23 protein-coding genes are annotated in these 24,947 nt (G+C 70.3%); 7 read left to right on the plus strand and 16 right to left on the minus strand.

Annotation, left to right across the window (positions count from 1 at the left end):
• Positions 1–46: 46 nt before the first annotated feature.
• The 4 genes from FIU83_RS07930 to FIU83_RS07945 are packed head-to-tail and all read right to left on the minus strand — an operon-like array spanning position 47 to position 3,515.
• Positions 47–565: a winged helix DNA-binding protein gene (locus FIU83_RS07930; protein WP_152483548.1), complete on the minus strand. Its 519-nt coding sequence runs from the start codon at positions 563–565 to the stop codon at positions 47–49.
• A gap of 33 nt (positions 566–598) precedes the next feature.
• Positions 599–1,894 carry a TRAP transporter large permease gene (locus tag FIU83_RS07935; protein ID WP_152483549.1) on the minus strand — a complete coding sequence of 432 codons (1,296 nt, stop codon included), beginning with the start codon at positions 1,892–1,894 and terminating at the stop codon, positions 599–601.
• Between the two features lie 16 nt (positions 1,895–1,910).
• A complete protein-coding gene (locus FIU83_RS07940) occupies positions 1,911–2,462 on the minus strand; it encodes a TRAP transporter small permease (protein WP_152483550.1) in 552 nt (183 codons plus the stop codon).
• Between the two features lie 51 nt (positions 2,463–2,513).
• On the minus strand, positions 2,514–3,515 hold the full coding sequence (locus FIU83_RS07945; RefSeq protein WP_152483551.1) for a TRAP transporter substrate-binding protein: 1,002 nt from the start codon (positions 3,513–3,515) through the stop codon (positions 2,514–2,516).
• A 215-nt stretch (positions 3,516–3,730) separates the two neighbouring features.
• On the opposite strand from FIU83_RS07945, the gene FIU83_RS07950 reads away from it, so the two are divergent.
• From FIU83_RS07950 to FIU83_RS07960, 3 genes are read left to right on the plus strand one after another with little or no spacing between them, the layout of a single operon-like run.
• Positions 3,731–4,486, plus strand: coding sequence for a 5-oxoprolinase subunit PxpA (locus tag FIU83_RS07950; RefSeq protein WP_152483552.1), 756 nt, complete (start codon positions 3,731–3,733; stop codon positions 4,484–4,486).
• Positions 4,483–5,211 carry a 5-oxoprolinase subunit PxpB gene (gene pxpB / locus FIU83_RS07955; protein WP_152483553.1) on the plus strand — a complete coding sequence of 243 codons (729 nt, stop codon included), beginning with the start codon at positions 4,483–4,485 and terminating at the stop codon, positions 5,209–5,211. Before FIU83_RS07950 ends, pxpB begins: the two co-directional genes overlap by 4 nt.
• Entirely contained in the window at positions 5,208–6,152 is a 945-nt protein-coding gene (locus tag FIU83_RS07960; protein ID WP_152483554.1) for a biotin-dependent carboxyltransferase family protein, read from the plus strand. The genes pxpB and FIU83_RS07960 overlap by 4 nt, the downstream gene beginning before the upstream one ends.
• A 35-nt stretch (positions 6,153–6,187) precedes the next feature.
• Here the strand turns inward: FIU83_RS07960 and FIU83_RS07965 are convergent, their stop codons facing one another.
• The 3 genes from FIU83_RS07965 to FIU83_RS07975 all read right to left on the minus strand — a co-directional run bounded on the left by FIU83_RS07965 (position 6,188) and on the right by FIU83_RS07975 (position 9,020).
• Positions 6,188–6,397, minus strand: coding sequence for a hypothetical protein (locus FIU83_RS07965; protein WP_108444387.1), 210 nt, complete (start codon positions 6,395–6,397; stop codon positions 6,188–6,190).
• A gap of 106 nt (positions 6,398–6,503) precedes the next feature.
• Positions 6,504–7,190: a DNA-binding transcriptional regulator CsiR gene (csiR, locus tag FIU83_RS07970; RefSeq protein WP_152483555.1), complete on the minus strand. Its 687-nt coding sequence runs from the start codon at positions 7,188–7,190 to the stop codon at positions 6,504–6,506.
• 117 nt (positions 7,191–7,307) lie between these two features.
• Positions 7,308–9,020 (minus strand): SulP family inorganic anion transporter, encoded by a 1,713-nt coding sequence (locus tag FIU83_RS07975; RefSeq protein ID WP_152483556.1) that lies wholly within the window; start codon positions 9,018–9,020, stop codon positions 7,308–7,310.
• A 189-nt stretch (positions 9,021–9,209) separates the two neighbouring features.
• On the opposite strand from FIU83_RS07975, the gene FIU83_RS07980 reads away from it, so the two are divergent.
• The gene (locus tag FIU83_RS07980; protein ID WP_152483557.1) at positions 9,210–10,484 is read left to right on the plus strand and encodes an O-acetylhomoserine aminocarboxypropyltransferase/cysteine synthase family protein; all 1,275 of its coding nucleotides are present in this window, start codon (positions 9,210–9,212) and stop codon (positions 10,482–10,484) included.
• A 20-nt stretch (positions 10,485–10,504) separates the two neighbouring features.
• Here FIU83_RS07980 and FIU83_RS07985 read toward each other — a convergent pair whose 3' ends face one another.
• Together FIU83_RS07985 and rarD are read right to left on the minus strand one after the other, a co-directional pair.
• Positions 10,505–11,647: an NAD(P)/FAD-dependent oxidoreductase gene (locus FIU83_RS07985; protein ID WP_152483558.1), complete on the minus strand. Its 1,143-nt coding sequence runs from the start codon at positions 11,645–11,647 to the stop codon at positions 10,505–10,507.
• A gap of 35 nt (positions 11,648–11,682) precedes the next feature.
• Positions 11,683–12,618, minus strand: coding sequence for an EamA family transporter RarD (gene rarD / locus FIU83_RS07990; RefSeq protein ID WP_152483559.1), 936 nt, complete (start codon positions 12,616–12,618; stop codon positions 11,683–11,685).
• A gap of 131 nt (positions 12,619–12,749) precedes the next feature.
• On the opposite strand from rarD, the gene FIU83_RS07995 reads away from it, so the two are divergent.
• On the plus strand, positions 12,750–13,565 hold the full coding sequence (locus tag FIU83_RS07995; protein WP_152483560.1) for an amidohydrolase: 816 nt from the start codon (positions 12,750–12,752) through the stop codon (positions 13,563–13,565).
• On the plus strand, positions 13,565–14,263 hold the full coding sequence (locus FIU83_RS08000; protein WP_152483561.1) for a pseudouridine synthase: 699 nt from the start codon (positions 13,565–13,567) through the stop codon (positions 14,261–14,263). The genes FIU83_RS07995 and FIU83_RS08000 overlap by 1 nt, the downstream gene beginning before the upstream one ends.
• Before the next feature lie 37 nt (positions 14,264–14,300).
• Here FIU83_RS08000 and FIU83_RS08005 read toward each other — a convergent pair whose 3' ends face one another.
• From FIU83_RS08005 to gloB, 7 genes are all read right to left on the minus strand, one after another.
• The gene (locus FIU83_RS08005; protein WP_152483562.1) at positions 14,301–16,037 is read right to left on the minus strand and encodes a GGDEF domain-containing protein; all 1,737 of its coding nucleotides are present in this window, start codon (positions 16,035–16,037) and stop codon (positions 14,301–14,303) included.
• A 288-nt stretch (positions 16,038–16,325) separates the two neighbouring features.
• Positions 16,326–17,909, minus strand: a complete 1,584-nt coding sequence (locus FIU83_RS08010) for an ABC transporter ATP-binding protein (protein WP_152483563.1) — start codon at positions 17,907–17,909, stop codon at positions 16,326–16,328.
• On the minus strand, positions 17,902–19,002 hold the full coding sequence (locus tag FIU83_RS08015) for an ABC transporter permease (protein WP_152483564.1): 1,101 nt from the start codon (positions 19,000–19,002) through the stop codon (positions 17,902–17,904). Before FIU83_RS08015 ends, FIU83_RS08010 begins: the two co-directional genes overlap by 8 nt.
• 3 nt (positions 19,003–19,005) lie before the next feature.
• Positions 19,006–20,079, minus strand: coding sequence for a microcin C ABC transporter permease YejB (locus tag FIU83_RS08020; RefSeq protein ID WP_152483565.1), 1,074 nt, complete (start codon positions 20,077–20,079; stop codon positions 19,006–19,008).
• 54 nt (positions 20,080–20,133) lie between these two features.
• A complete protein-coding gene (locus FIU83_RS08025) occupies positions 20,134–21,963 on the minus strand; it encodes an extracellular solute-binding protein (RefSeq protein ID WP_152483566.1) in 1,830 nt (609 codons plus the stop codon).
• A gap of 42 nt (positions 21,964–22,005) precedes the next feature.
• Positions 22,006–23,187 carry a transglycosylase SLT domain-containing protein gene (locus tag FIU83_RS08030; RefSeq protein WP_152483567.1) on the minus strand — a complete coding sequence of 394 codons (1,182 nt, stop codon included), beginning with the start codon at positions 23,185–23,187 and terminating at the stop codon, positions 22,006–22,008.
• A gap of 73 nt (positions 23,188–23,260) precedes the next feature.
• Positions 23,261–24,028 (minus strand): hydroxyacylglutathione hydrolase, encoded by a 768-nt coding sequence (gene gloB / locus FIU83_RS08035; RefSeq protein WP_152483568.1) that lies wholly within the window; start codon positions 24,026–24,028, stop codon positions 23,261–23,263.
• 95 nt (positions 24,029–24,123) lie between these two features.
• On the opposite strand from gloB, the gene FIU83_RS08040 reads away from it, so the two are divergent.
• Positions 24,124–24,894 carry a methyltransferase domain-containing protein gene (locus FIU83_RS08040; RefSeq protein ID WP_152483569.1) on the plus strand — a complete coding sequence of 257 codons (771 nt, stop codon included), beginning with the start codon at positions 24,124–24,126 and terminating at the stop codon, positions 24,892–24,894.
• The last annotated feature ends 53 nt before the right edge of the window (positions 24,895–24,947 follow it).

A 24,947-nucleotide genomic window follows, 5' to 3' on the forward strand; every position in this document is an offset into this window, starting at 1 on the left:
GCCTCGGGGGCGAGGCCGCGACGGCCCGCGTCGTGTTCGGGCCCGCCTACAGCGAGGCCGCGCAGCGCGCGGCCTGGTCGTAGAGGCCGGACATGGCGCGCAGCAGGCCCGCCAGGCGGCTCATCTCCTCGCGTTCGATGCCCATGGAGGCCAGCGAGTCCACCAGGCAGGCCTCGCGGATCTCGGCGTAGCGGCTGCACGCCTCGCGGCCAAGCTCCGTGGTGCGAAACAGGCTCTCCTTGCCCTGCTTCTCGCCGGCCACCAGCCCCAGGCGGCCCAGCTTCTTCAGCGCATAGGTCACCGTGTGGGTATCCTCGACGTTGAGCACCAGGCAGATGTCCGCCTGGCGCTTGGCGCGCTCCCGATGGTTGACGCTGTGCAGCACCAGCACGTCCAGGGCCCCGAGCTCCGGGTAGCCGCTCGCCGTCATGCAGCGCACCATCCAGCGGTCGAAGGCGTGGCCGGCGATGATCAGGCCGAACTCGAACTCCGAGGTCTCCTGGCTGCTGCGCGACAGGTGCTCCGAGGAGACGATCGGGCTGCGGGGTGTCCGTTGCTCTGTCATGTGCCGCTCCTTGTCGAGGGATTCGGGGCGTGATCAGTTGCCCATGGCCTGGGGCAGCCAGGTCACGATGCCGGGGAAGACGCTGATCAGCACCACGCCGAGCATCATCAGGAAGAAGAAGGGCAGGGCGGCCCAGGCGATCGACAGGATGTTGCGCCCCGTCATGCCCTGCAGCACGAAGAGGTTGAAGCCCACCGGCGGGGTGATCTGCGACATCTCCACCACGACCACCAGGTAGATGCCGAACCAGATCAGGTCGATGCCGGCCGCCTCGACCATCGGCAGCATGATGGAGGTGGTCAGCACCACCACCGAGATGCCGTCGAGGAAGCATCCCAGCAGGATGAAGAACACCGTCAGGGCCGCCAGCAGCATGACCGGCGAGAGGCCCAGGGTGCCGATCCAGGCGGCGAGCTCACGCGGCAGGCCGGTGAAGCCCATGGCCGCGGTGAGGAAGGCGGCACCGGCGAGGATGAAGGCGATCATCGTCGAGGTGCGCACCGCGCCGAGCAGGGCGTCGCGAAAGACCCCGCCGCTCATGTTGCCCTGGAGGCGGGCCAGCAGCAGCGAGAGCACGACCCCCACGGCCGCCGCCTCGGTGGGCGAGGCTAGGCCCGCGTAGATCGAGCCGATGACCCCGACGATCAGGGCCAGCAGGGGAATCAGGCGGCGCGCCCGACGCAGCTTCTCGCCCAGCGGCAGGCCGCCCTCGGCGGGGGGGATCCTGTCGGGGAATCGCCAGGACCAGAGCATCAGGTAGCCGGCGAACAGCGAGATCAGCAGCAGCCCCGGGAAGATGCCGGCCATGAACAGCCGCGCGATGGACTGGTCGGTGGCGACGCCGTAGACGATCAGGATGATCGACGGCGGAATCAGCAGGCCCAGGGTGGCCGAACCGGCCAGGGTGCCGATCACCAGGTGCTCGTCGTAGCCGCGGCGAGTGAGCTCGGGGATGGTCATCTTGCCCATGGTGGCGCAGGTCGCCGCCGAGGAGCCGGAGACGGCGGCGAACAGGCCGCAGCCGACCACGTTGGTGTGCAGCAGGCGGCCCGGGATGCGCTGCATCCAGGGCGAGAGGCCGGTGAACATGTCGTCGGCGAGTCGCGAGCGAAACAGGATCTCGCCCATCCAGATGAACATCGGCAGCGCCGTGAGCTCCCAGCTGTAGCTCTCGCCCCAGACGTTGGAGGCGAGCACGTCGCCGGTGGGCACCGCGGTGAACTGCGAGAGGCCGAGCCAGCCCAGCCCCAGCAGCGAGAAGGCCACCCAGACGCCACTGCCGAGCAGCAGCATCAAGGCGACGAAGAGGATCGTCATCATCACGAGCATGGTGGGTCTCCCGGGCTCATTCCTGGCCGCTGTCGTCGATGGTGAAGGTGGAGGGTCGGGTCACGGCGGTCATCAGGGTCGCCCACCAGGCCTCGGCGAGCGCCAGGCAGAGCAGCACCACGCCGGCGAGCATGGCGGACTGGGGAATCCACAGCGGGATGCTCAGCAGGCCGTAGGAGGTCTCGCTGAAGGCGATGCTGTCGGCCAGCAGCCAGTAGAGGTACCAGCCGAGGTAGAGGCCGAGGGTCAGCGCGATGCTCAGGCAGAAGACCTCAACGAAGGCGCGCGGGGCCGGCGAGAGCCGCCCGACCAGCAGCGTCACGCGGATATGGCCGCCGTGCACGAAGGTGTAGGCGAGCCCAAGGAAGCTGGCCCCGACCAGCAGGAAGCCGGAGATCTCCGCGAGGCCGGGAATCGCCAGGCCGATGCGGTCGCCGCCGAGCGCCGTGGCGATGCGGTCGATGAGGCGACCGAGGATCTGGGCGGTGATCAGCGCGCAGATCAGGCATAGGCACAGGGCGGCCAGATAGCCGCCCAGCTGGTAGAGGGGTCTGAGACGATAGGTCATGGCAGGGTCCAGAGGCAGCTGCCGGGGCCAGGGCCCCGGCAGGGGAGCGGATCAGTCGCGGGTGGCCTCGTAGGCCTCGAGGATGGCGGCGCCCTGGTCACCGGCGCGGCCGGCCCACTCCTCGGTCATGGTCGCCCCGACCTCCTCGAGCAGGGTGGCGAGCTCGGGCGCCGGCTCGCTGACCGCGATGCCGTTCTCCTCGAGCACCGCGAGGGCGTCGGCGGTCTCCTGGCGGCTCATCTCCCAGCCGCGGGTCTCGGCCGCCTCGGCCGCCTCGAGCACGGCCTGCTGGCTGGCCTCGTCGAGGCGCGAGAAGGCCTTCTCGCTGACGATCACCATGTTCTTCGGCAGCCACAGCTGGGCATGGTTGAAGTGGCTCAGGTAGTCCCAGGCCTTGGTGTCGGCGCCGGTGGCCGGCGAGGTGATCATGGCGCCGACGCGCCCGGTGCTGAAGGCGGTGGGGATGTCGGGCACCTCGACCTGGGTCGGCACCGCGCCGACCAGCTGGGCGAAGCGCTCGCTGGCGGTGTTGTACGCGCGCATGCTCAGGTTCTCGAGGTCGTCGGGCGCCTCCAGGGCCTGCTGGGTGTAGATGCCCTGGGGCGGCCACGGCACGGCGAACAGCAGGCGCAGCCGCTGCTCGGCGAGCTCCTCGGCGATGACCTCGCGGGAGGCCTCCCAGAGGGCCTCGGCATCCTCGTAGCTCGAGGCGAGGTAGGGCACGGAGTCGACCTCGAAGATCGGGTTCTCGTTGGCCAGCCGCGACATGATCAGCTCGCCGATGGGCACGATGCCGCGGCGCACCGAGTTCTTGATCTCGGCGTGGCCGATCAGCGAGCCGTTGGAGTGGACGGTGATGTCCAGCTCGCCATCGGTCGCCTCGCGCACGTCGTCGGCGAACTCGCGGATATTGACGGTGTGGAAGGTCGTGTCGCCGTAGGGCGTGGGCATGTTCCACTCGGTCGCCGCCTGGGCGGTGCCGCCCAGGGTGGCTAGGCTGAGACCGATGGCGGCGGCCGAGGTCAGGGAGAGCAGCGGGATGCGGGCGGTCATGGTCGGTACCTCTGTCACGAATGCATGGGGTCGGGACCGGGCGGCGACGCGGGGCGCGGCCGGCGGACCGTCTCGAACCAGTCTAGCGGGTGTTTGAGCGGCAGATTAGGGAGGTCGGGGAGGTCGAGTCAACGATATATAGACTAAAGAACGATGTCTTATCGATAAAACGTTGATAAATTCTTATCAAATGCTCGTTATGGAGGAGATGGACCATGAAGCGCCTGCTGCTCAACGCCGACATGGGCGAGAGTTACGGTCCCTGGGTCATGGGGCTGGACCACGAGGTCATGCCTCACGTCGACCTGGCCAACGTCGCCTGTGGCTTCCACGCCTCCGATCCCGATGTCATCCGCATGACCGTGCGTCTCGCCCGCCGCCACGGCGTCACCGTCGGGGCCCATCCCGCCTATCCGGACATGGTCGGTTTCGGCCGGCGCTCGATGGCGTGCTCCGCCGAGGAGGTCGAGAATCTGGTGCTCTACCAGGTCGGCGCCCTGGCCGGGGTGTGCCGCGCCGAGGGCCTGGAGGTCGGTTACGTCAAGCCCCACGGCGCCCTCTACAACGACATGATGCGCGACCCGGAGACGCTCGAGGCGGTGATGCGCGCCCTGGTGGCCTACGATGCCCGCCTGCCGCTGATGGTGATGGCCACGCGGGATCCGTCCGCGACCCGCGAGCTGGCCGCGCGCCACGGCGTGACCCTCTGGTTCGAGGCCTTCGCCGATCGCGCCTACGATGCCGAGGGGCGGCTGGTTTCCCGGCGCGAGCCGGGGGCGGTGCACCACGATGCCGGGGTGATCGTCGACCAGGCCCGGCGCATCGCCGCCGGCGAGCCGCTGACGGCGAGCGACGGCAGCCGCCTGGTGCTCGCCGCCGATACCCTCTGCGTGCACGGCGACAACGCCGAGTCGATCGCCGCCATCAAGGCGATCCGCGACGCCCTCGACGCCTCGGCGAGCGGCTCATGAACCCGCGTGCCCCCCACGGCCTGCCGCGCCTCGAGCCCGCCGGACTCGATGGCTGGATGGTGCGCCTGTTCGGGACCATCGATGAGGCCAACATGCCCTGGCTCACCGCCCTGGTGAGGGAGTGCGAGGCGGCGTTCGGCGAGACGCTGGTCGATCTGGTGCCCTCCTACACGACCCTGCTGGTGATCTTCGATCCGTTGCGTCTCTCGCCGGCCGAGGCCCGGCAGCAGCTGATGGCGCTGCTGGCGCGCCTCTCCCCGGACGAGGAGACGGCAGAGGCCGCGGTGAAGGAGCTGCCGGTGTGGTACGACGCCTCGGTGGGGCCGGAGCTCGACCGGCTGGCCGAGCTTGCGGGGATGAGCCGCGACGCGGTGATCGCCTGTCACAGCGAGCGGACCTACCGGGTCTTCGCCCTGGGCTTCGCCCCCGGCTTCGCCTTCATGGGCAGCGTCGATCCGCGCCTCGAGGCGCCGCGCCTGGACACCCCGCGGCGCCGGGTACCGGCAGGCAGCGTGGCCGTGGCCGGCCGCCAGACCGCGGCCTATCCCGCGGTCACGCCCGGTGGCTGGAACCTGATCGGCCGCACCCCGGCGGTGCTCTTCGATCGCGACCGCGACGGGTTCAGCCTGCTGCAGGTGGGCGACCGGGTCCGCTTCGTGCCCATCGAGCGGGCCGAATTCGAACGACGGGGTGGCGATGCCCGCCCGATGGAGGAGGCGCGATGAGCGATGCCGTCGACGGCCTGCGCGTGAGCCGCGCGGGTCCCCTGGCGCTGCTGCAGGATGCCGGGCGCATGGGCGTACGCCGGCTGGGGGTGACCCAGGGCGGGCCGGCGGACCAGCACGGCTGGGCCTGGGCGAACTATCTCGCGGGCAACGCCTGGGGCATGCCGGCCCTGGAGGTGACCTTCGGCGGCCTGGAACTGGTCGCCGAGCGGGACCTGACCGTGGCCGTGGCCGGCGCGGATCTCGGCGCGACCCTCGATGGCGCGCCGCTCGAGGGCTGGCGCTCGTTCGCGATGCGGGCCGGCCAGCGCCTCGCCTTCGCCACGCCGGTCAATGGCCTGAGGGCCTACCTGGCGGTGGCCGGGGGCTTTCTGGCGACGCCGGTGCTGGGCAGCGTCGCCTGCGTGGTGCGCGAGGGGCTCGGCGGTCAGGATGGCCGGGGCCACCGGCTGGCCGAGGGCGACCGCCTGCGGGTCGGGGCGGGGTGCGCCGGTCGCGTAAGCGAGGCGGTGCGCGAGGCGCCGCCCGAGGCGCGGATCGACTACCGCCGGCCCGCCGAGCTGTCGCTGCTGCCGGGGGCCCAGGTGGGGGAGTTCAGCGGGGAGAGTCTCTATCGGGCCTTCAACGCGTCCTGGCGGGTGGACGATCGTGCCGACCGCATGGGCGTCCGGCTCGCCGGGCCGCCGCTTCACTGCCGGGTGACCAGCATGATCTCCGAGGGGATCGGCCTGGGCGCCGTCCAGGTGCCGCCCGACGGTCAGCCCATCGCCCTGCTCAACGATCGCCAGACCATCGGTGGCTATCCCAGGCTCGGTGCCCTCACGCCGCTGGCCTGTTCCCGGCTGGCCCAGTGCCTGCCGGGGCAGGAGGTGCGGCTGAAGGCGGTCGCCAGCGAGCCGGCACTCGAGGAGTATCGGCGCTTCCGCGCCGCCTTCGCCTGAGAGGCGCCCCGGCGGGCACCTCGCCATGCCCGCGCCTAGGCGCCCAGGCCGCTCTCGCGCAGCAGCTGGTCGATGCTGCGCTCGGCGCGGGGGGCGCCGCCCTCGAGCAGCAGCTGGGTCTCCAGGTCGCTCAGGCCATCCTGCACCAGGCGCTCGATCAGCTCGGCCTTGGTGATGCCGGTGTGCTGGCAGGCCTGTTCGAGGCGGGTCTCGATGTCGCGGGAAAAACGCAGCAGATGGGGCATGGGGATGTTCCTTGCAGTGAGTCCGAGTCGAGTGTCGCGACGGGTGATGACAACATCATGACGTGTCGAGCGAGCGAGGGGAATACCGGCGGGCCTTGCGGCGGCCTCAGGCCAGGCCCTGGCGCTGCATGGCCTCGGTGATGATCGGCACCGGCGTCATCAGGTGCTCGCGCATCATCCGGGCGGCACGCGGGACGTCGCGGGAGAGGATGGCCTCGACCAGCGCCTCATGCTCGTCGCGCTTGCGCGCCAGCGCCTCGCCCGAGAAGACTGTCTCGCGCAGCCAGAGATGGCGGTAGCGCTCCACCTGGTCGAAGAGGCTCTCGCGCACCTTGAGCAGGTGGGGCGAGTCGCAGCCGGCGACGATGGCGGTATGGAAGGCCTTGTGGCGGGCGTCCCACACCTCGAGCTGTTCCTCGGGGCTGTTGACCTCGGTCACCTTGGCCAGGGTGTGGGCCTTGGCCAGGATCTCGGCCTCCCAGTCGTCGCCGCCGCGCTGGATGGCCAGCTCCAGCATCAGCCCCTCGAGCTGGGCCCGGGCGTCGTAGAGGTCTTCGAGCTCCGACAGTGACATCGGCGCGACCCGATAGCCGCGCTGGCTGATCGCCACCACCAGGTGCTCGGCCACCAGCTGCGAGAGGGCCTCGCGCAGCGGGCCGATGCCGAGGCCATAGCGCTCCTTGAGCCCGCTCATCCGCAGTTTCTCGCCGGGCGTGAAGACGCCGCGGATGATGTCGCGTTTCAGCCAGTGGTAGGCGCTGACGCCGAGGTTCTGTTTCGAGAGGGTGTCCATGGCCCGCCGTCGTCCTGAGTGTCCCGATCATCATACCCAATGATCGCCACTGTGGTGAATCATCCTCCTCCTGCTCAAAACATTGACGCTTGTCGTGATGGTGGACATTTTTCCGGGTCAGTCGCCGGTTTCCCGCAGCGCCTGCCAGGCCGCGTAGGTGCTGAGGAAGACCCGGCCGGTCAGGTCGTCCAGGAAGTCGCTGTGCTTGAGGCGATCCATCACCGGCCCCTTCACCTCGGCGAGGTGCAGAGTCACCGAGGAGTCCTGGAGCCGGGCGTTGATCGCCTCGAGGCTCTCCAGGGCCGAGGCGTCGATCAGGTTCACCGCCGAGCAGATCAGCACCACGTGGTCGAGCTCGGGCCGACTCGCCACCAGGGTGTAGAGGGTGTCCTCGAGGTAGCGGGCGTTGGCGAAGTAGAGGCTCTCGTCGACGCGCAGCATGGCCAGGTGGCTGACGGTCTCGGTCTGGTGGCGGTGCACGCTGCGAAAGTGCTCGGTGCCCTCGATGCGCCCTACCAGCGCGCTGTGCGGGCGGCTGGTGCGGTAGAGGAAGAGGCCGATGGAGAGCGCCACCCCCGAGATGATGCCGGCCTCCACCCCTTCCACCAGGGTCAGCGCGATGGTCACCGCCATGGCCGAGAAGTCGCTGCGCGAGTAGCGCCAGGTCTGGCGCATCAGGGGGATGTCCACCAGGGTCAGGATGGAGACGGTGATGGTGGCGGCGAGCGTGGCGATGGGCAGGTGGTACAGCAGCGGGGTCAGCGCCAGGGTGGCCGCCGCGATGCAAAGCGCCGCGAAGAGCCCCGCCAGGGGAGTGCGCGCCCCGGACTCGAAGTTGATCACGGTGCGCGAGAGTCCGCCGGTGACGGGCATGCCGCCGGTGAAGGCGGCCGCGACGTTGGCGCCGCCGAGGCCCACCAGCTCCTGGTTGGGGGAGATCCGCTCGCGGCGCTTGGCGGCGAGCATCTGGGCCATGGAGATCGACTCGACGAAGCCGACCACGCTGATCAGCAGCGCCGGGACCAGCAGCCGCTGCCACAGCGGCAGGTCCAGCGGCGGCAGGGTCAGCGGCGGCAGCCCGCCTGGCACGGCGCCGACCACCGCCACCCCCCGCTCGGCGAGCCCCAGCTGCCAGCTGAGCAGGGTGGTCACGATCACCGCGATCACCGGGCCCGTGCGGGTCAGCAGCGCGGCCAACCCGGCCGGCAGCCCCACCGCCTCGAAGGCACGCCGGCCGTACTGCCGGATGCCCACCAGGAAGGCCAGGCAGCCCACCCCCATCAGCAGGGTCGGGCCGTGGGTCTGGTCGAGCGCGCCGGCGAGGCCTGCCACCAGGTCCAGGGCGGTGAAGCCGCTGGCCTCGATGCCGAGCAGGTGGGCCGCCTGGCTGGCGGCGATCAGCACCGCCGAGGCGGAGAGGAAGCCGGCGATCACCGGATGGCTCAGGAAGTTGGCGAAGAAACCCAGGCGCAGCAGTCCCATGGCGGTGAGCATCAGCCCCGAGAGCAGCGACAGCACCAGGGCGGCCTGGAGGTACTCCGGGGTGCCCGGCGCGGCCACGCCCGAGAGGGCCGCGCCGGTCATCAGGGCGATGATCGCCACCGGCCCCACGGCCAGGGTGCGGCTGGTGCCGAGCAGGGTGTAGGCCAGCAGGGGCAGGATGCTGGCATACAGGCCCACCACCGCCGGCAGGCCGGCGAGCAGCGCGTAGGCCAGCGACTGGGGAATCACCATGATGCCGACGATCACGCCGGCCAGCAGGTCGGCGCCGGCCAGGCGGCGGGTGTAGTGGGGTAACCAGGTGAGGATCGGGAGGTAGCGCTTGAGCATCCGTTCGCGTCGTGTCGATGGCTTGGGCGGCGGGCGGTGGCCCGCGGACATGCCGACCAGACTAAACGATATTGGTCTCGAGGTTCAGGCTTGGTTAGCATCGGGTGAATCAGCGATATGCAGTAAGCCCCCATCGATGACAACCAATCACAACCAATCACAACCAATGACAACGCCAAAGGACACGCCATGAAGCTCGAGACCCTCGCCCTGCACCACGGCTATGCCCCCGACGACCAGCACGCCGTGGCCGTGCCGATCCACCAGACCACCTCGTTCTCCTTCGACAGCGCGCAGCACGCCGCGGACCTGTTCGACCTCAAGGTCGAGGGCAACATCTACTCGCGGATCATGAACCCCACCTGCGCGGTGCTCGAGCAGCGCCTGGCGGCCCTGGAGGGCGGGATCGCGGGCCTGGCCGTGGCCTCGGGCATGGCCGCCATCACCTACGCCATCCAGACTATCGCCGAGGCCGGCGACAACATCGTCTCGATCAGCGAGCTCTACGGCGGCACCTACAACCTCTTCGCCCATACCCTGCCGCGCCAGGGGATCGAGGTGCGCTTCGCCGACAAGGACGACATCGAGGGCCTGGAGGCGCTGATCGACGCGCGCACCAAGGCCGTCTTCTGCGAGAGCGTGGGCAACCCCTCGGGCAGCGTGGTGGACATGGTCGCGCTGGCCGAGGCGGCCCATCGCCACGGGGTGCCGGTGATCGTCGACAACACCGTGCCCACGCCCTTCCTGTGGCGCCCCATCGAGCACGGTGCCGATATCGTCATCCACTCCGCCACCAAGTACATCGGGGGCCACGGCACCACCGTGGGCGGGGTGATCATCGATTCCGGCAAGTTCCCCTGGGCCGAGCATGCCGACCGCTTCCCGCTGCTCAACGAGCCGGACGTCTCCTACCATGGGGTCTGCTACACCCGGGACCTGGGCGAGGCGGCCTTCATCGGCCGGGCGCGGGTGGTGCCGCTTCGCAACATGGGCGCGGCGCTCTCCGCCCAGGCCGCCTGGCAGCTGCTGCAGGGCCTCGAGACGCTGTCGCTGCGCATCGAGCGCATCTGCGACAACGCCCGCCGGGTGGCGGAGTACCTCGAGGGGCATCCGGCGGTGACCTGGGTGCAGTACGCGGGCCTCGCGAGCCACAAGGATCACGGCCTGGCACGCAAGTACATGGACGGGCACGCGTCGGGCATCTTGAGCTTCGGCATCAGCGGCGGCCTCGAGGCCGGCGCGCGCTTCTACGATGCCCTCGGCATGATCCTGCGCCTGGTCAATATCGGCGACGCCAAGACCTGCTCGTCGATCCCCGCGGCGACCACCCATCGCCAGCTCAACGAGCGGGAGCTCGAGGCGGCCGGCGTGACGCCGGACATGGTGCGCCTCTCCATCGGCATCGAGCACGTCGACGACATCATCGCCGACCTGGATCAGGCGCTGGCCGCCAGCCAGGCCTAGGCGCTCGGGCGCCAGGCGCGTCAGTCCTGATCGAGCAGGCCGCGGTCGAGCCGACGCTTCCAGGCCAGCGCCAGGCGGCCGGCCCACCAGCGCTGGCCGCGGATGGCGAGCCCCTGGTCGCCCAGGTCGAGGAGGGTGGTGGCGACCCGACGCGGCACGTAGGCGGTCAGCGGTGCGCCGGCGAGGCGGGCGCCGAGGTTGTCGGCCAGCACGGCGGCCTGGTGTCGGCCGTGGAGGATCAGCTTCGGCAGCACCCGGCTCACCAGGGCCGCGCAGTCCCCGGCGGCAAAGACGTCGGGGAAGCCCGGGCTCTGCAGGGTCTCCTCGACGGCCAGGCCGCGTCCCGGAATCACCGGCAGGCCCAGTCGCTCCAGCCCCTCGGGCGGGGCGAGGCCGGTGGCGTGCACGGCGTGGTCGGCGGCCAGCCACTGCAGGCTGTCCTCTCCCCAGCCGTGATCGGCGGCGGTGAAGGTCACGCCCCCCGGGGCGTGGCCCGTCACCTCCACGCCGACGAGCACGCTGATCTCCTGGCGCGCCAGATGGCGCATCAGCCAGCGCACGGCGCCTGCTGGCGCTCCCTCCAGCAGCCGTTCCTCCCGCGTGACCAGCAGGATCTCGGCGCGCCCGCCACAGCGCCTGGCCAGCTGGCGAAGCTGACAGGCGATCTCCACGCCGCTGGCGCCGCCCCCGACGACCAGGACCCGCGGGGCGTGGCCGCGGGCAAGCTCCCGCTCCAGGCGGTGGCGCAGCGCCAGCAGGCGCGCCACCGGCTTGATCGTCCAGACACGGGGACCCGGCGACGAGGGGGGCGGGCAGCGGCTGGCGGAGCCCAGGTTCAGGGAGAGCAGGGAGAAGGGCAGCGTCCGGCCATCCTCTAGCCGTGCCCGTTTCGCCTCGGGATCGAGGCTCGCCAGGCGGCCGCGGATCGGCGTCACGCCATGGCGCCTCGCCAGCCGTGCCGGATCCAGGCGACCCTCGTGGGCGGCATGCCGACCGCTCAGCAGACCGGCGGCGGTGCCCGCATGCCAGAAACCGCCGGGGTCGACCAGCGTCACCTCGGCGTCCGCGAGGCGGCGTCGATGGCGCAGCAGCTGAAGGTGGACATGGCCGGCGCCCACCAGCAGCAGGCGAGGGCGCTCGGCGCGAGGAGCAGCGATCGTCATGGCGCGATGGTAGCCCAACGGGACGCGGCGAGCGATCAGCGCGTGGCCATCCGGGGTGCGTCGCGACGACTGTGGGTCTGCCAGGCCGACCAGGAGTAGAGGGCCAGGCCGATCCAGATCAGCACGAAGGTCGCCAGCTGCGTGGGCGTCAGCGGCTCATGAAAGACCCACAGGGCGATGGCGAACTGGATGGTCGGGTTCAGGTACATCAGAAACCCCAGGGTGGCGAGGCGAAGGCGCCGCGCGGCGCCGGCGAAGGCCAGCAGGGGCAGGGCGGTGATCACGCCGCTGGCGACCAGCAGCAGGGTGGTGCGGCCCTCGATGAGGAAGTGGGAGAGCCCGGCCTGGGCAAGCCCGCCCAGCATCATCAGCGCCAGGGGCAGCAGCAGCAGGGTCTCGACGAAGAGCCCCGAGAGGCCGTCGAGCCGCACCTGCTTGCGCAGGAGCCCATAGGTCCCGAAGGAAAAGGCCAGCGCCAGGCTGATCCAGGGCAGCTCGCCGAGCACCACCAGCTGGATCGCGATGGCCGCGACGGCCAGCCCCACCGCCACGCCCTGCAGGCGTGCCATGCGCTCGCGCAGCACCAGCATGCCGAGCGCCACGTTGACCAGCGGCGTCATGAAGTACCCCAGGCTCGCCTGCAGCACATGGCGGGTCTCCACCGAGTAGATGTAGAGCCCCCAGTTCAGCGCGATCAGCAGCGCGCAGCCCAGCACCCGGCCAAGTCCTCGCGGCCGAGCGAGCGCCTCGTGCACCGGCGACCAGCGGCCGAGCAGGGTGATCAGCCCGGCCAGGAAGGCGCAGGACCAGATCACCCGGTGGGTCAGCACCTCGAAGGCGGGCACGCCCTCAAAGAGGGCGAAGAAGAGCGGAAAGCAGCCCCACATCGCGTAGGCGGCCAGGCCGAAGGCCACGCCCTGGCCGGAGTCCCGGGCGTTGGCGGCGGTGACGGAAGCGGAGGAGCGGGTCATGGGGTTCTCGATCGCAAAGACCACCGAGGTTAGCAGGCTATCGGCGTCGCCGCCATGCGCGCCTGGCTGACGCGCCGCTGGCGCTGCGGTAGGCTGGGGGCCAGAGATATTCCCCCGGACGGAGTGCCCCGATGAGCGAGTTGCGAACCACCCTGGTGCAGTGCGACCTGCGCTGGGAAGATCCCGAGGCCAACTGCCGGATGCTCGAGGAGACGCTGGGCGAGCTGGGTGCCGACGACACGGACCTGATCGTGCTGCCGGAGATGTTCGCCACCGGTTTCACCATGAACTCCCGCGAGATGGCCGAGCCCATGGCCGAGAGCCGCACCGTGGCCTGGCTCCGGGAGCAGGCGGCCCGCCGCGGCTGCGTGGTCACCGGCAGCGTGGCGGTCGTCGAGGAGGGCGAGTACTTCAACCGCCTGATCTGGGCGCGTCCGGACGGCAGCCTGGTCCACTACGACAAGCGCCACCTGTTTCGCATGGCCGGCGAGCATGAGCGCTACGCCATGGGCCATGAGCGGGTGATCGTCGAGCTCAAGGGCTTTCGCCTCCTGCTCAGCGTCTGCTACGACCTGCGCTTTCCGGTCTGGCTGCGCCAGCGCCCGGGGCCCGACGAGCATTTCGAGTACGACGCCCTGCTCTGCGTCGCCAACTGGCCGGCCCCGCGCCGCCACCCCTGGCGGGTGCTGCTGCAGGCGCGCGCCGTCGAGAACCTGTGCCCGGTGATCGGCGTCAACCGGGTCGGCGAGGACGCCAAGGGCTTGGCCTACGCCGGCGACTCCATGCTGATCGACGCCAAGGGCGAGGCGCTGATCGACGAGCCCCGGGGCCTGCCCTTCCTGAAGACCGGCACCCTCTCGCTCGACGCGCTTCGGGCGTTTCGCGACAAGTTCCCGGCCTGGCGTGATGCCGATCATTTCGCCCTCGCCGACGGGGTGGGCAACTGATGCGGCTGGACCGATTCCTGAGCGAGACCACCGACCTGACCCGCAGCCTGGCCAAGAAGGCGCTGCACCGCGAGGAGGTGCGCGTGGACGGCGAGGTGGTCAAGAACCCGGCCACCCAGGTCGATGGAAGCCGACGGGTCACCTGGAACGGCGAGCCGCTGGCGCTGGTCGGCCTGCGCTACGTGATGCTCCACAAGCCCGCGGGGGTCGAATGCAGCGCCCGACGGGGCCTCTATCCGCTGGTGCGCGAGCTGGTCGACCTGCCCCAGGTGGAGCGACTGCAGACGGTGGGGCGCCTCGACGTCGATACCACCGGCCTGGTGCTGCTCACCGACGACGGTCAGTGGTCCCATCGGGTGACCTCGCCGAAGCGGCGCTGCGGCAAGGTCTATCGCGTCACCCTCGCCGATCCGCTGGAGGGGGAGGCGCTGGAAGCCGCCGTGACGCAGTTCGCCGAGGGGCTCTGGCTCGATGGCGAGGAGAAGCCGACGCGTCCCGCAGAGCTCGCGATGCGCGAGCCACGGGTCGCCGAGCTGACCCTCTTCGAGGGCAAGTACCACCAGGTCAAGCGCATGTTCGCGGCCATCGGCCACCATGTGGCGGCCCTGCACCGCGAGGCGATCGGCCCGCTCTCGCTGGGCGACCTCGCCCCCGGCGAGTGGCGGGAGCTCAGCGAGGGCGAGCGCGCCCAGTTCTGATCGCCCCCGCGTCACATCGCCCCCAGGCAGAGAGCGCTCAGGCGTAGGTCACGATGCGGGAGCGCCCGCGATGCTTGGCCGAGTAGAGCGCCTTGTCGGCGAGCCCGATCAGCGTCAGTGGCTCGCCGGCATGCTCGGGGTAGGAGGCGATGCCGCAGGAGATCGAGGGCGTGTCGAGCACCCGGTCGCGATAGCGGAAGCGGGTGCGCGCCAGGATCTCCATCAGCTCGGCCAGGCGCGCCTCGACCATGGCCGCGGTCGCGCCGGGCATGACGACGACGAACTCCTCGCCGCCCAGGCGGCAGACCTCGTCGCTGTCGCGAAAGTGATGGGTGAGCAGCCGACCCAGGCCGATCAGCACCGTATCCCCCGCCTCGTGCCCCTCGCGATCGTTGAACTGCTTGAAGTGGTCGATATCGATCATCGTGATCGTCAGCGGGGTGCCGTTACGGCGCGCCATGGCGGCCTCGTGCTCGACCAGCTCATCGAAGTAGCGTCGGTTGTGCACGCCGGTCAGGGCGTCCTGGTAGGAGAACGCCTGCAGCTTCATGACCATTTCCTGCAGGGTCTGGGTGCGCTCGGCGACCTGGCGTTCCAGGGAGCGGTTGAGGCGCTCGAGCTCCTGCTGGGTCTCGCGGTAGTGCCACAGCGAGATCCCCACGATGGCCAGTGCGAATCCCAGCGCGCCGCCGTTCACGGGGACTGGCCACCAGCCCAGCAGGCTGTGGGCCACGGCCATGTCGACCAGCAGGATCAGGGCGAAGAGCCCGTAGCTCAAGACGATCAGCCGCTGCTCGCCGTTCAGCGCTCCCAGGCGCACGGCGATGGTGGTGAACATCACGATCAGGCTCACCACCAGCAGCGCATCGAAGATCGGGAAGGTGATCGAGAGGTCGACGACCCCGGCCAGGGCGAGCCCCAGGGCCCCCACCACGTACCCGAGGTGCAGCTGCCAGATGCGACGCAGCAGCCAGGGGCGCTGATCGGCGAACCAGTGCTCCAGCATCAGGCCCATGGCCAGCGGCAGGGTGTAGTAGCCGGCGGCGGCGAGATAGTCCCACAGCAGCGGCATGTCGAGCAGCAGCTGGCTGGCCGGGGTCTCGGCCAGCAGCATCAGGCTCGCGGCGAGCGCGAAGAGCCCGATGCCGACGAAGCTCAGGCGGTGGGCCTGGATGAGCGCGAAGACGAAGGCGAGCAGGGCCAGCAGCATCAAAAAGGCGCTGACCGCGAGGTCGCCGGCCGAGCCGGTGAGGATATCGGCCAGCATGGCCGGGCGCTCCATCAGCTTGACCTCGCCCCACAGGCCGATGGCGGTGTAGTCGGAGAAGACCCGGAAGTAGAGCGTCTTGCCGGCGAAGTCCTCGGGCAGCACGATCATGTGCCACGGCCAGCCCGCGAAGCCTCCCGCCCCGTGGGCGTCGAAGTGGCCGTGCTGATAGATCCGCTCGCCGTCGAGCCAGGCCTGGGTGATCAGGTCGACGCTGTCGATGTAGAGCACCGGGTCGCGCCATTCGCCCTCCGGCAGGGTGACGCGGAACCAGGCGTTGCGGCGGCCATCACGCTCGGGCGGGTTGGCCGGGAAGGCGATGGGCTGCCAGGCATCGTCGCCCTGGGATTCGGCGATCCACGCCGGGGTGCCGTCGGCCAGCAGGGGAGAGTCGCCCCAGCGGTATTCCCAGCCGCGGTCGAGCGCCATGGCCTCGGCGCCATCGCTCGCGATGAGCGCCACGGCCAGCATCAGAGGGGCGAGCAGCGTAAGGAGCAGGCGTCGCATGGCGTCTCATCGGTGGGGTGGACGAGACACAGTGTAACCCATCGTAACCGATATATCCCCGTCGCTTCTCAACGTCCCCTTGAGGCGGCCTGTCGACCCCCCCGGGGTGCCGTCCTGGCCGCGATGGCCAGGGGGCTGGCGTGCCATGATCGCCACGGTCATGGCCCTTGTGTCATCCATGGTCCTTGTCCCTCGCGCATTTTTATACCGTTATCTAATGCGCTCGAAGATGAGGATGCTTCGATCTGGGCTCGACGCGGCTCAGTGTACAGGCCGCGGCCACGCGATTCAGTCGACCGCGAGGCCGGCGGCCGCCACCAGGGCTCGAGTGTAGTCGCTGGCGGGCCGCTCGAGCACCTGGCGGCACTCGCCCTGCTCCATCACCTCGCCGTCCTTGAGCACCAGGAGGCGGTGCGCCATGGCGCGCACCACGGCGAGGTCGTGGCTGATGAACAGGTAGCTGAGCCGGCGCCGGGCCTGAAGGTCACGCAGGAGCTCGACGAGCTGCTTCTGCACGCTGCGATCCAGCGCCGAGGTGGGTTCGTCGAGCACCACCAGGCGCGGTTCGAGGATGATGGCCCGGGCCACGGCGATGCGCTGGCGCTGGCCGCCGGAGAACTCATGGGGATAGCGGGAGGCGCACTCCTCGGGCAGGCCCACCTCGCGCAGGGTGTCGCGGACCCGGCGTTCCACCTCGGCTCGGGCAAGCTCGGGCTGGTGGAAGCGGAGCCCCTCGCTGACGATGTCGAAGACCGGCAGGCGCGGGGAGAGTGAGCCGTAGGGGTCCTGGAATACCACCTGCAGGCTGCGTCGCTGGCGTCGTAGGTCGTTGCCGCTCAGGCGGTCGAGCCGGGTGCCGTCGAAGTCGATCTCGCCGCGCCCCTGACCCAGGCGCAAGAGCGCCAGGGCTAGGGTGGTCTTGCCCGAGCCCGACTCGCCGACGATGCCCAGGGTCTCGCCGGGGGCCACCGAGAGATCCAGCGGCTTGACCGCCTCGAAGGGGGGTGGGCGGCGAGAGAACAGCCGCTTCGGGCGCGGGAAGCTGACCCCCAGGCCGCGCGCCGCAAGCAGCGGCGCCCGGCTCGTGACCGGCGCCGGCCGGCCGGTGGGTTCGGCCTCCAGCAGCAGGCGGGTGTGGGGGCTCTGGGGCCGGGCGAAGACCGCGTCCACCGCGCCGCTCTCCTGGGCCTGGCCGCGGTGCATCACGCAGACCCGGTCGGCGTGGCGGCGCACCAGGTTGAGGTCATGGGTGATGAAGAGCATGCCCATGCCGTGGCGGTCGCGCAGCTCGGCCAGCAGGGCGAGGATCTCCTGCTGCACGGTGACGTCGAGCGCCGTGGTCGGCTCGTCGGCGATCAGCAGGTCCGGCTCGTTGGCGATGGCCATGGCGATCATCACCCGCTGGCGCTGGCCGCCGGAGAGCTGGTGGGGCCAGGCGTCCAGCAGCTCCTCGGCCCGGGGCAGCCTGACCTGTTCGAGCAGTGCCCGGGTGCGCCGACGCGCCGCCTTGCCGGTCAGCCCCTGGTGCAGGCGCAGCGCCTCGCCGATCTGCTTGCCGATGGAGTGCAGCGGATTCAGCGAGGTCATCGGCTCCTGGAAGACGAAGCCGACCCGGCTGCCGAGAAGGCCCCGCCAGCCGCGCGGCGAGAGGCGGGCGAGGTCGGTCTCGCCGAGCCGACGGCCGCCCTCGATGCGCGCGTTGGCGGGCAGCAGGCCCATGGCGCCGAGCGCCGAGACCGACTTGCCGGAGCCGGATTCGCCGACCAGGGCCAGGGTCTCGCCGCGTGCCACGGTGAGCGATAGCCGGTCGACCACGGTGGCGTCGTCGAAGGCGATGGTCAGGTCGTCGAGTCGCAGCAGGGGCTCAGGCATCGCGGGGCGTCCTCGGGGTGGCGGCGTGCTGGATGTGGCGCGGGTCGAAGGCATCGCGCAGCCCCTCGCCGATGAACACCAGCAGCGAGAGCATCACCGAGAGGGTGATGAAGGCGGTGATGCCGAGCCAGGGCGCCTGCAGGTTGTTCTTGCCCTGGGCGACCAGCTCGCCCAGGGACGGCGAGCCCGGCGGCAGGCCGAAGCCCAGGAAGTCCAGGGCGGTGAGGGTGGTGATTGCCCCGGTGAACAGGAAGGGGATGAAGGTCAGGGTCGCGACCATGGCGTTGGGCAGCACATGGCGCCACATGATCAGGTGCGACGGCAGGCCCATGGCGCGGGCGGCGCGCACGTACTCGAGGTTGCGCGCGCGCAGGAACTCGGCGCGCACCACGTCGACCAGGCCCAGCCAGGAGAAGAGCAGCATGATGCCGAGCAGCCACCAGAGGTTGGGCTCCACCAGGCTCGCCAGGATGATCAGCAGGAAGAGCATCGGCAGCCCCGACCAGATCTCGGTGACGCGCTGGCCGATCAGGTCGACCTTGCCGCCGAAGTAGCCCTGGATGCCGCCGGCCAGCACCCCGAGCACCAGCGAGCCCGCGGTCAGCACCAGCGCGAAGATCACCGAGAGCCGGAAGCCGTAGATCACCCTGGCCAGCACGTCGCGGCCCTGGTCGTCGGTGCCGAGCCAGTGGCGGGCGGTGGGCGGCGAGGGGGCGGGGTGGTCGAGCTCCCGGTCCAGGGTCTCGTAGGAGAAGGGGATCGGCGGCCAGAGCATCCAGCCGTTGGCGGCGATCTCCTCCCGGGTGAAGGGGTCGCGGTAGTCGGCGGGGCTCGGCAGGAAGCCGCCGAACTCCGTGTCGGGGTAGTCGGCGATCACCGGTGCGTACCACTGCCCCTGGTACTGCATGACGATGGGCCGGTCGTTGGCGATCAGCTCGGCGGCCAGGCTCAAGACGAACAGCGCCGCGAAGAGCCACAGCGACAGCCGGGCGCGGCGATTGGCGCGAAATACCGCCAGGCGCCGGCGGGTGATCGGCGAGAGGCGGGAGGAGCGGCGCGGGGCGAGGTCGGGGTCGGTGCTGGGGGCGTTCATGACTCAGGACTCCCGTGTCTCGAAGTCGATGCGCGGGTCGACCCACACATAGGTCAGGTCGGAGATCAGCTTCAGGATCAGGCCGATCAGGGTGTAGAGGTAGAGGGTGCCGAAGATCACCGGGTAGTCGCGCTGCATCACCGCCTCGAAGCCCAAGAGGCCCAGCCCGTTGAGGGAGAAGATCACCTCGATCAGCAGCGAGCCGGTGAAGAAGATGCCGACCAGGGCGGCGGGCAGCCCCGCGATGATGATCAGCATGGCGTTGCGGAAGACATGCCCGTAGAGCACGCGCCGGTCGCTGGCGCCCTTGGCTCGGGCGGTCAGCACGTACTGCTTGTGCACCTCGTCGAGGAAGCTGTTCTTGGTCAGCATGGTCAGGGTGGCGAAGCTGCCGATCGCCGAGGCGATGACCGGCAGGGTGATGTGCCAGAGGTAGTCCTTCACCTGGCCCCAGGCGGAGAGCTCGTCGAAGTCCGCCGAAGTGAGGCCGCGCAGCGGGAAGAGGTCCCAGTAGCTGCCGCCGGCGAACAGCACGATCAGCAGGATCGCGAACAGGAAGCCGGGGATGGCGTAGCCGACGATCACCAGCCCCGAGCTCCAGACGTCGAAGCTCGAGCCGTGGCGCAGCGCCTTGCGGATGCCCAGCGGGATGGAGACCAGGTAGACGACCAGGGTGGTCCAGAGCCCCAGCGAGATCGACACCGGCAGGCGCTCGAGCATCAGGGTGGTGACCGCCTCGTCGCGGAAGAAGCTCTCGCCGAAATCGAAGGTGGCGTAGTCGACGATCATGCCGAGGAAGCGCTCGTGGGCCGGCTCGTCGAAGCCGAACTGCGCCTCGAGCTTCTCGATGAAGGCCGGGGGGATGCCCCGGGCGCCGCGGGACTCGCCGCCCGCGGCGACGTCGCCCCCGCCGCCTGCCATGCGGGTGCTGGCCTCGCTGGAGAGCCCCTGGAAGCGGGCCAGTACCTGGTCGATGGGCCCGCCCGGGGCGGCCTGGACGATGATGAAGTTGAGCAGCATGATCCCCAGCAGGGTGGGGATCATCAGCAGCAGGCGGCGCAGTACGTAGGCGGCCACGGCGTGTCCTTACTAGATGATCGGGGTCTTCAAGCCGGGTGACAGTCGGTGCCCTCAGCGATTGCGCTGCCGGGCCTCGATCTCGGGGGCGCGCTCGGGGTCCACCCACCAGGCGTGAAGGTCGAGCCCGTACTCGGGGAAGGGCTCCTGCCAGCCGAACTTGTCCCACAGGGCGAACCGCGTATGGCCCAGGTGCCACTGGGGAATCACGTAGAAGCCCCAGCGCAGCACCCGGTCCAGGGCCCGGGCGGCGGTGTCCAGCGCCTCGCGGCTGTCGGCGGCGATCAGGGTGTCGACCAGGTCGTCGATCACCGGGTCGCGAAGCCCGATCAGGTTGCGGCTCTGGGGCACGTCGGCGAATTCGCTGGTCCAGAAGTCGCGCTGCTCGTTGCCGGGGTTCGCCGACTGGGGGAAGCTGCCGACGATGAGGTCGAAGTCGAAGCTGCGCAGCCGGTTGAGGTACTGGTTGACGTCGACGATGCGGATATCGCCCTGGATGCCGAGGCGCTCGAGGTTCTGCAGCAGCGGCTGCACCACCCGCTCGAACTGGGTGTCGAAGAGCAGCACCTCCAGGCGCAGGGGCGTACCGCTGTCGAGATCGGTCATCACGCCGTCGCGCACCGCATAGCCCGCCTCCTCGAGCAGCGCCAGCGCCCGGGCCAGCCGAGGGCGCAGCCCCTCGGGATGGTCGATCGGCAGCGGCGCCTCGAAGACCGCGTCGGGCAGTTCATCGCGGTGGGGCGCGAGCAGCGCGAGCTCGGCCTCGCTCGGCAGTCCCTGGGCGGCCATCTCGGAGTTGGCGAAGTAGCTCTCGGTGCGCTCGTAGGCGCCGTAGAAGAGGTTGCGGTTGAGCCACTCGAAGTCGAAGGCCAGGTTCAGCGCCTCTCGGACGCGCACGTCCTGGAAGGTCTCCCGGCGCAGGTTCATCACGTAGGCCTGCATGCCGGCGGGCTGGCCGTCCGGCACCTCGAGGCGCTCCACGAAGCCCGCCTCGAGGGCCGGGAAGTCGTAGGCGGTGGCCCAGTTGCGGGCGCTGGTCTCGAGGCGCAGGTCGAGGTTGCCGGCCTTGAAGGCCTCCAGGGCCACGGTCTGGTCGCGGTAGTAGTCGAAGACCAGCCGCTCGATGTTGTGACGGCCGCGGTTCACGGGCAGCTCCTTGCCCCAGTAGTCCGCCACTCGCTCGTAGACGATCCGCCGGCCCGGCTCCACCTCGGCGATGCGATAGGGGCCGGAGCCGAGCAGGGCATCCCGGGTGGTCGCCTCGAAGTCGCGGCCCTCCCAGTAGTGGGCGGGCAGGATCGGCAGCTGGCCCAGGATCAGCGGCAGCTCCCGGGATTCGCTGTCGGCCAGGTCGATGTGCACGGTGTCGTCATCGACGGCGCGGATGTCGACGACATCGGCGTAGTAGGCGGCGTAGAACGGCTGGCCCTGCTCGGTCAGCGTCTCGAAGCTGAAGATCACGTCGGAGGCTTCGACCGGGTGGCCGTCGTGGAAGCGCGCCTCGGGGTGGAGGTCGAACTCGATCCACTGGCGGTCGGGGTCCAGGCGCACGCCCTCGGCGAGCAGGCCGTACATCGAGAAGGGCTCGCCGGGGTTCTGGGCGAGCAGGGTGTCGTAGATCTCGGTCAGCCCGGTGGCCGGGGTGCCGCGGATGATGAAGGGGTTGGTCGAGTCGAAGCTGCCGATGGCCGAGCGCACCAGGCTGCCCCCGATCGGCGCGTCGGGATCGGCATGGGGCAGGTGGGGGAAGTTGGCGGGCAGGGCCGGGTCGCCGTAGAGCGCCAGGCCGTGCACGGTCGGCACCTCGGCGGGATCAGCCGCGAGGGCGGGGCCGCCGAGCAGGGCACCCAGCAGCAGGCCCAGTCCAGGGGCAGCGTGTCGCATCGATCGGCATCCTTGTAGCAGGGCGGGGCGGAGCCCCGATCATCAACTACCGGAAAGTGTCAGCTGTTGCCCCGGTTGTAAAGTATCGAGCCGCTCGATGCCGTTCCAGCGCGCCAGGTCGGCCAGGGCCACGGAGTGACGCGAGGCGATCGCCGAGAGGCTGTCGCCCCGGCGCACCACGTAGGTCTCGTCGCTCGGCCGGCTCGCGCGGTCGGGGGTGTCGCTGCGCAGGCGGGCGACCATCCGGGTGGCGCTCTCGGCGGGCACCAGCAGGCGCGTCACGCGGCGCGGGTCGGCGCGGTCGCCGAGCAGGCCGGGATTGAGCGCCTCGAGCTCGGCGCGGGAGACGCCGGCGAGGCGGGCGGCCTCGCCGAGGGCCAGGGCGCGGGTCACCGGCACCTCGGCCACGGCCGGGTCGGCCTCGATCTCGGGCAGGGTGACGCCGTAGCGCCCGGGGTCGGCGATGATCGTCGAGATGGCGATCAGCTTGGGGACGTAGTTCATGGTCTCCCGCGGCAGGTCGAGATCCCAGTAGTCGCCGGCCTTGCCCCGGGCGAGGGCGGCGCTGCGGGCACGGTTCACGTTGCCGGCGCCGGCGTTGTAGGCGGCCAGGGAGAGCTCGATGTCGCCCTCGTACCACTGCTCGGCCTGCATCTCGATGTAGTCCAGGGCGGCGTGGGTGGAGCGTGCCACGTCGAGGCGGCCGTCATAGCCGCCGCCGCGATGCAGGCCCAGGGCGTTGCCGGTGCCGGGCATGAACTGCCAGAGCCCGGTGGCGCCGCGATGGCTGCGGGCGGTGGGGTCGAACGAGCTCTCGATGAACGGGATCAGGGCGATCTCGCCGGGGAGCTGGCGCTCCTCGACCCGCTCGGTGATCCAGGCGAGCCAGGGCCTGGCGCGCTCGGTGATCTCGACGATGTTGTGCGGGCTCTGGCGGTAGTGTTCGATCCAGTGCTGGACGCGCGGATGATCGGCGTCCGCCTGCCACTGGAAGGCCTCGCTCAAGCGCGACCAGGCGTCCTGGGGCTCCAGTGCCAGGGCATCCCAGAAATGCAGGCTGGTGGGCAGGGTGGCGGCGTGGGCCCTCTGGCTGGCCGAATCATCCGTGAAGGCGCTCCCGGGGCTGGTGGACGCCTGGCTGTAGCCGGCGACCGTCAGCGAGCCCATGAGAGCGAGACAGCTGGTGAAGCCCAGGATCCGTCGACGTGAGGTGTAGTAGGTCATCGAGAGGTGATCTCCAGGTCATGCGAGGGCCTGCCCCGGGAGGCAGGCCCGAAATCGACTGCCGTCAGAGCGTTCAGAAGGCGTCTTTCCAGGCGCGCAGCGTGGTGAAGGTCGCCAGGTCGGTGTCGGTGTCGCCGTGGGCGGCAGCGGCCTTCCGCACGCCGGCCGAAGCGCAGCGCAGGAAGGGGTTGATCCGGCGTTCCCGGCCGAGGGTGCTCGGCAGCGTGGGACGGTCGAGCTCGCGGGCGCGCCGGCACTCCTCCTGGGCGGCCTCGACGTCGGCGTTGTCCGGGTCGGCGGCGCGGGCGAAGGCCAGGTTGGCCTGGGTGTATTCGTGGGCGGCGAAGACCAGGGTCTCCTCCGGCAGGGTTGCCAGGCGCGACAGCGACGCGTGCATCTGCTCGGGCGTGCCTTCGAAGAGCCGCCCGCAGCCGCCGCTGAAGAGCACGTCGCCGGCGAACAGCAGCGGCGGGATGCCCGCCGTGAAGAAGCCGATATGATCCAGGGTATGGCCGGGCAGGGCGAACACCTCGAACAGCCGGCCCATCACCCGCACCTCGTCGCCATCGCCGACGGTCTCGTCGATGCCCTCGATGTCGGGGTTGGCCGGCCCGATCACCCGCGGAGAGTAGCGCGAGATCAGCTCGCGCAGGCCGCCGGTATGATCCGGGTGGTGGTGGGTGATCAGCACCGCACCCAGCTCGAGCCCTTCGCGCTCCAGCCACTCGATCACCGGCGTTGCATCGCCCGGGTCCACCACGCAGACTGCCTGGCTCGTATCCTGGCGAAGCAGCCAGATATAGTTGTCGCTAAAGGCGGGGATCGGTGTCACGCTCAACATGGCTCAGGATCCTAGGCGGAGGCGTTCCCAGACGCTGCCGAGATACGTTGCGATATGGCTTGCAAAACCCGACACTTTGGAGGGATAAGGGCGTTATGTCAAATCCACGGGATCTCCATGGACTGGCTCAGCTGGTCAGGGAAGGCCGCCGCTACTGGGCCTCGCCGGCGGGTCGCGCCCTGTGGCGGGCGGAGCGTGCCTGCCTGGGGCCGGTCTGCGAACGCCTCGGCGGTCGCCACAGCCTGGAGCTCGGCATGGCGCCCGTGCTGAGCGACATCTGTCCGATCCGCCATGCCCTGAGCTGGTCGCCGACACGAGAGATGGCGGCCCACGAGGCGACCCTGGTCTGCCCCCCCGACGGCCTGCCGCTGCCCGACGACAGCGTGAGCCTGGTGGTGGTCCACCACCTGCTGGAGGTGGTGCCCGATCCTCATCATATGCTGCAGGAGGCGGCCCGGGTGACCGCCGACGACGGTCGGCTGATCATCTTCGGCTGGTATCCGCTGAGCGCCGGCGGGTTGTCGCGGGCCTGGCCGGCGCGTCGCGAGCGCATGCCCTGGCGGGGACGCTGGCGAACCCCTGGCCGCCTGGGCGACTGGCTGGCGTTTGTCGACTTCGAGATCGACCGGGTAGACTACTGCGGTTTTCATCTGCCCGGCGGCCTGCCCCACAACGCCATGCTCGAGACCCTCGGGCGGCGGCATAACCTGCCGCTGGGCGACAGCTACATGATTCACGCCCGGCGCCGGGCCCAGCTGGTCGCGCCATCGCGTCCGACGCTCGACCTGGCCAGCCCCCTGGTGGGGCCGCGCCTCGGCAGCGCCACCCGGATCGGCGCGACCCGCGAGACGCCCCCGCCGCGCTGAGGCGAGGCGTCCGCCGCCCCGGGGCGCTTCCCCTGCTGCCCGGCCGCCCACCC

Source organism: Halomonas sp. THAF5a (genome assembly GCF_009363755.1).
In the GTDB taxonomy this organism is placed as follows: domain Bacteria; phylum Pseudomonadota; class Gammaproteobacteria; order Pseudomonadales; family Halomonadaceae; genus Halomonas.

Excerpts from the sequence above, each read along its gene's own strand:
- FIU83_RS07930 (WP_152483548.1), bottom strand. The coding sequence starts at position 565 with ATGACAGAGCAACGGACACCCCGCAGCCCGATCGTCTCCTCGGAGCAC.
- FIU83_RS07935 (WP_152483549.1), bottom strand. The coding sequence starts at position 1,894 with ATGCTCGTGATGATGACGATCCTCTTCGTCGCCTTGATGCTGCTGCTC.
- FIU83_RS07940 (WP_152483550.1), bottom strand. The coding sequence starts at position 2,462 with ATGACCTATCGTCTCAGACCCCTCTACCAGCTGGGCGGCTATCTGGCC.
- FIU83_RS07945 (WP_152483551.1), bottom strand. The coding sequence starts at position 3,515 with ATGACCGCCCGCATCCCGCTGCTCTCCCTGACCTCGGCCGCCGCCATC.
- FIU83_RS07950 (WP_152483552.1), top strand. The coding sequence starts at position 3,731 with ATGAAGCGCCTGCTGCTCAACGCCGACATGGGCGAGAGTTACGGTCCC.
- pxpB (WP_152483553.1), top strand. The coding sequence starts at position 4,483 with ATGAACCCGCGTGCCCCCCACGGCCTGCCGCGCCTCGAGCCCGCCGGA.
- FIU83_RS07960 (WP_152483554.1), top strand. The coding sequence starts at position 5,208 with ATGAGCGATGCCGTCGACGGCCTGCGCGTGAGCCGCGCGGGTCCCCTG.
- FIU83_RS07965 (WP_108444387.1), bottom strand. The coding sequence starts at position 6,397 with ATGCCCCATCTGCTGCGTTTTTCCCGCGACATCGAGACCCGCCTCGAA.
- csiR (WP_152483555.1), bottom strand. The coding sequence starts at position 7,190 with ATGGACACCCTCTCGAAACAGAACCTCGGCGTCAGCGCCTACCACTGG.
- FIU83_RS07975 (WP_152483556.1), bottom strand. The coding sequence starts at position 9,020 with ATGCTCAAGCGCTACCTCCCGATCCTCACCTGGTTACCCCACTACACC.
- FIU83_RS07980 (WP_152483557.1), top strand. The coding sequence starts at position 9,210 with ATGAAGCTCGAGACCCTCGCCCTGCACCACGGCTATGCCCCCGACGAC.
- FIU83_RS07985 (WP_152483558.1), bottom strand. The coding sequence starts at position 11,647 with ATGACGATCGCTGCTCCTCGCGCCGAGCGCCCTCGCCTGCTGCTGGTG.
- rarD (WP_152483559.1), bottom strand. The coding sequence starts at position 12,618 with ATGACCCGCTCCTCCGCTTCCGTCACCGCCGCCAACGCCCGGGACTCC.
- FIU83_RS07995 (WP_152483560.1), top strand. The coding sequence starts at position 12,750 with ATGAGCGAGTTGCGAACCACCCTGGTGCAGTGCGACCTGCGCTGGGAA.
- FIU83_RS08000 (WP_152483561.1), top strand. The coding sequence starts at position 13,565 with ATGCGGCTGGACCGATTCCTGAGCGAGACCACCGACCTGACCCGCAGC.
- FIU83_RS08005 (WP_152483562.1), bottom strand. The coding sequence starts at position 16,037 with ATGCGACGCCTGCTCCTTACGCTGCTCGCCCCTCTGATGCTGGCCGTG.
- FIU83_RS08010 (WP_152483563.1), bottom strand. The coding sequence starts at position 17,909 with ATGCCTGAGCCCCTGCTGCGACTCGACGACCTGACCATCGCCTTCGAC.
- FIU83_RS08015 (WP_152483564.1), bottom strand. The coding sequence starts at position 19,002 with ATGAACGCCCCCAGCACCGACCCCGACCTCGCCCCGCGCCGCTCCTCC.
- FIU83_RS08025 (WP_152483566.1), bottom strand. The coding sequence starts at position 21,963 with ATGCGACACGCTGCCCCTGGACTGGGCCTGCTGCTGGGTGCCCTGCTC.
- FIU83_RS08030 (WP_152483567.1), bottom strand. The coding sequence starts at position 23,187 with ATGACCTACTACACCTCACGTCGACGGATCCTGGGCTTCACCAGCTGT.
- gloB (WP_152483568.1), bottom strand. The coding sequence starts at position 24,028 with ATGTTGAGCGTGACACCGATCCCCGCCTTTAGCGACAACTATATCTGG.
- FIU83_RS08040 (WP_152483569.1), top strand. The coding sequence starts at position 24,124 with ATGTCAAATCCACGGGATCTCCATGGACTGGCTCAGCTGGTCAGGGAA.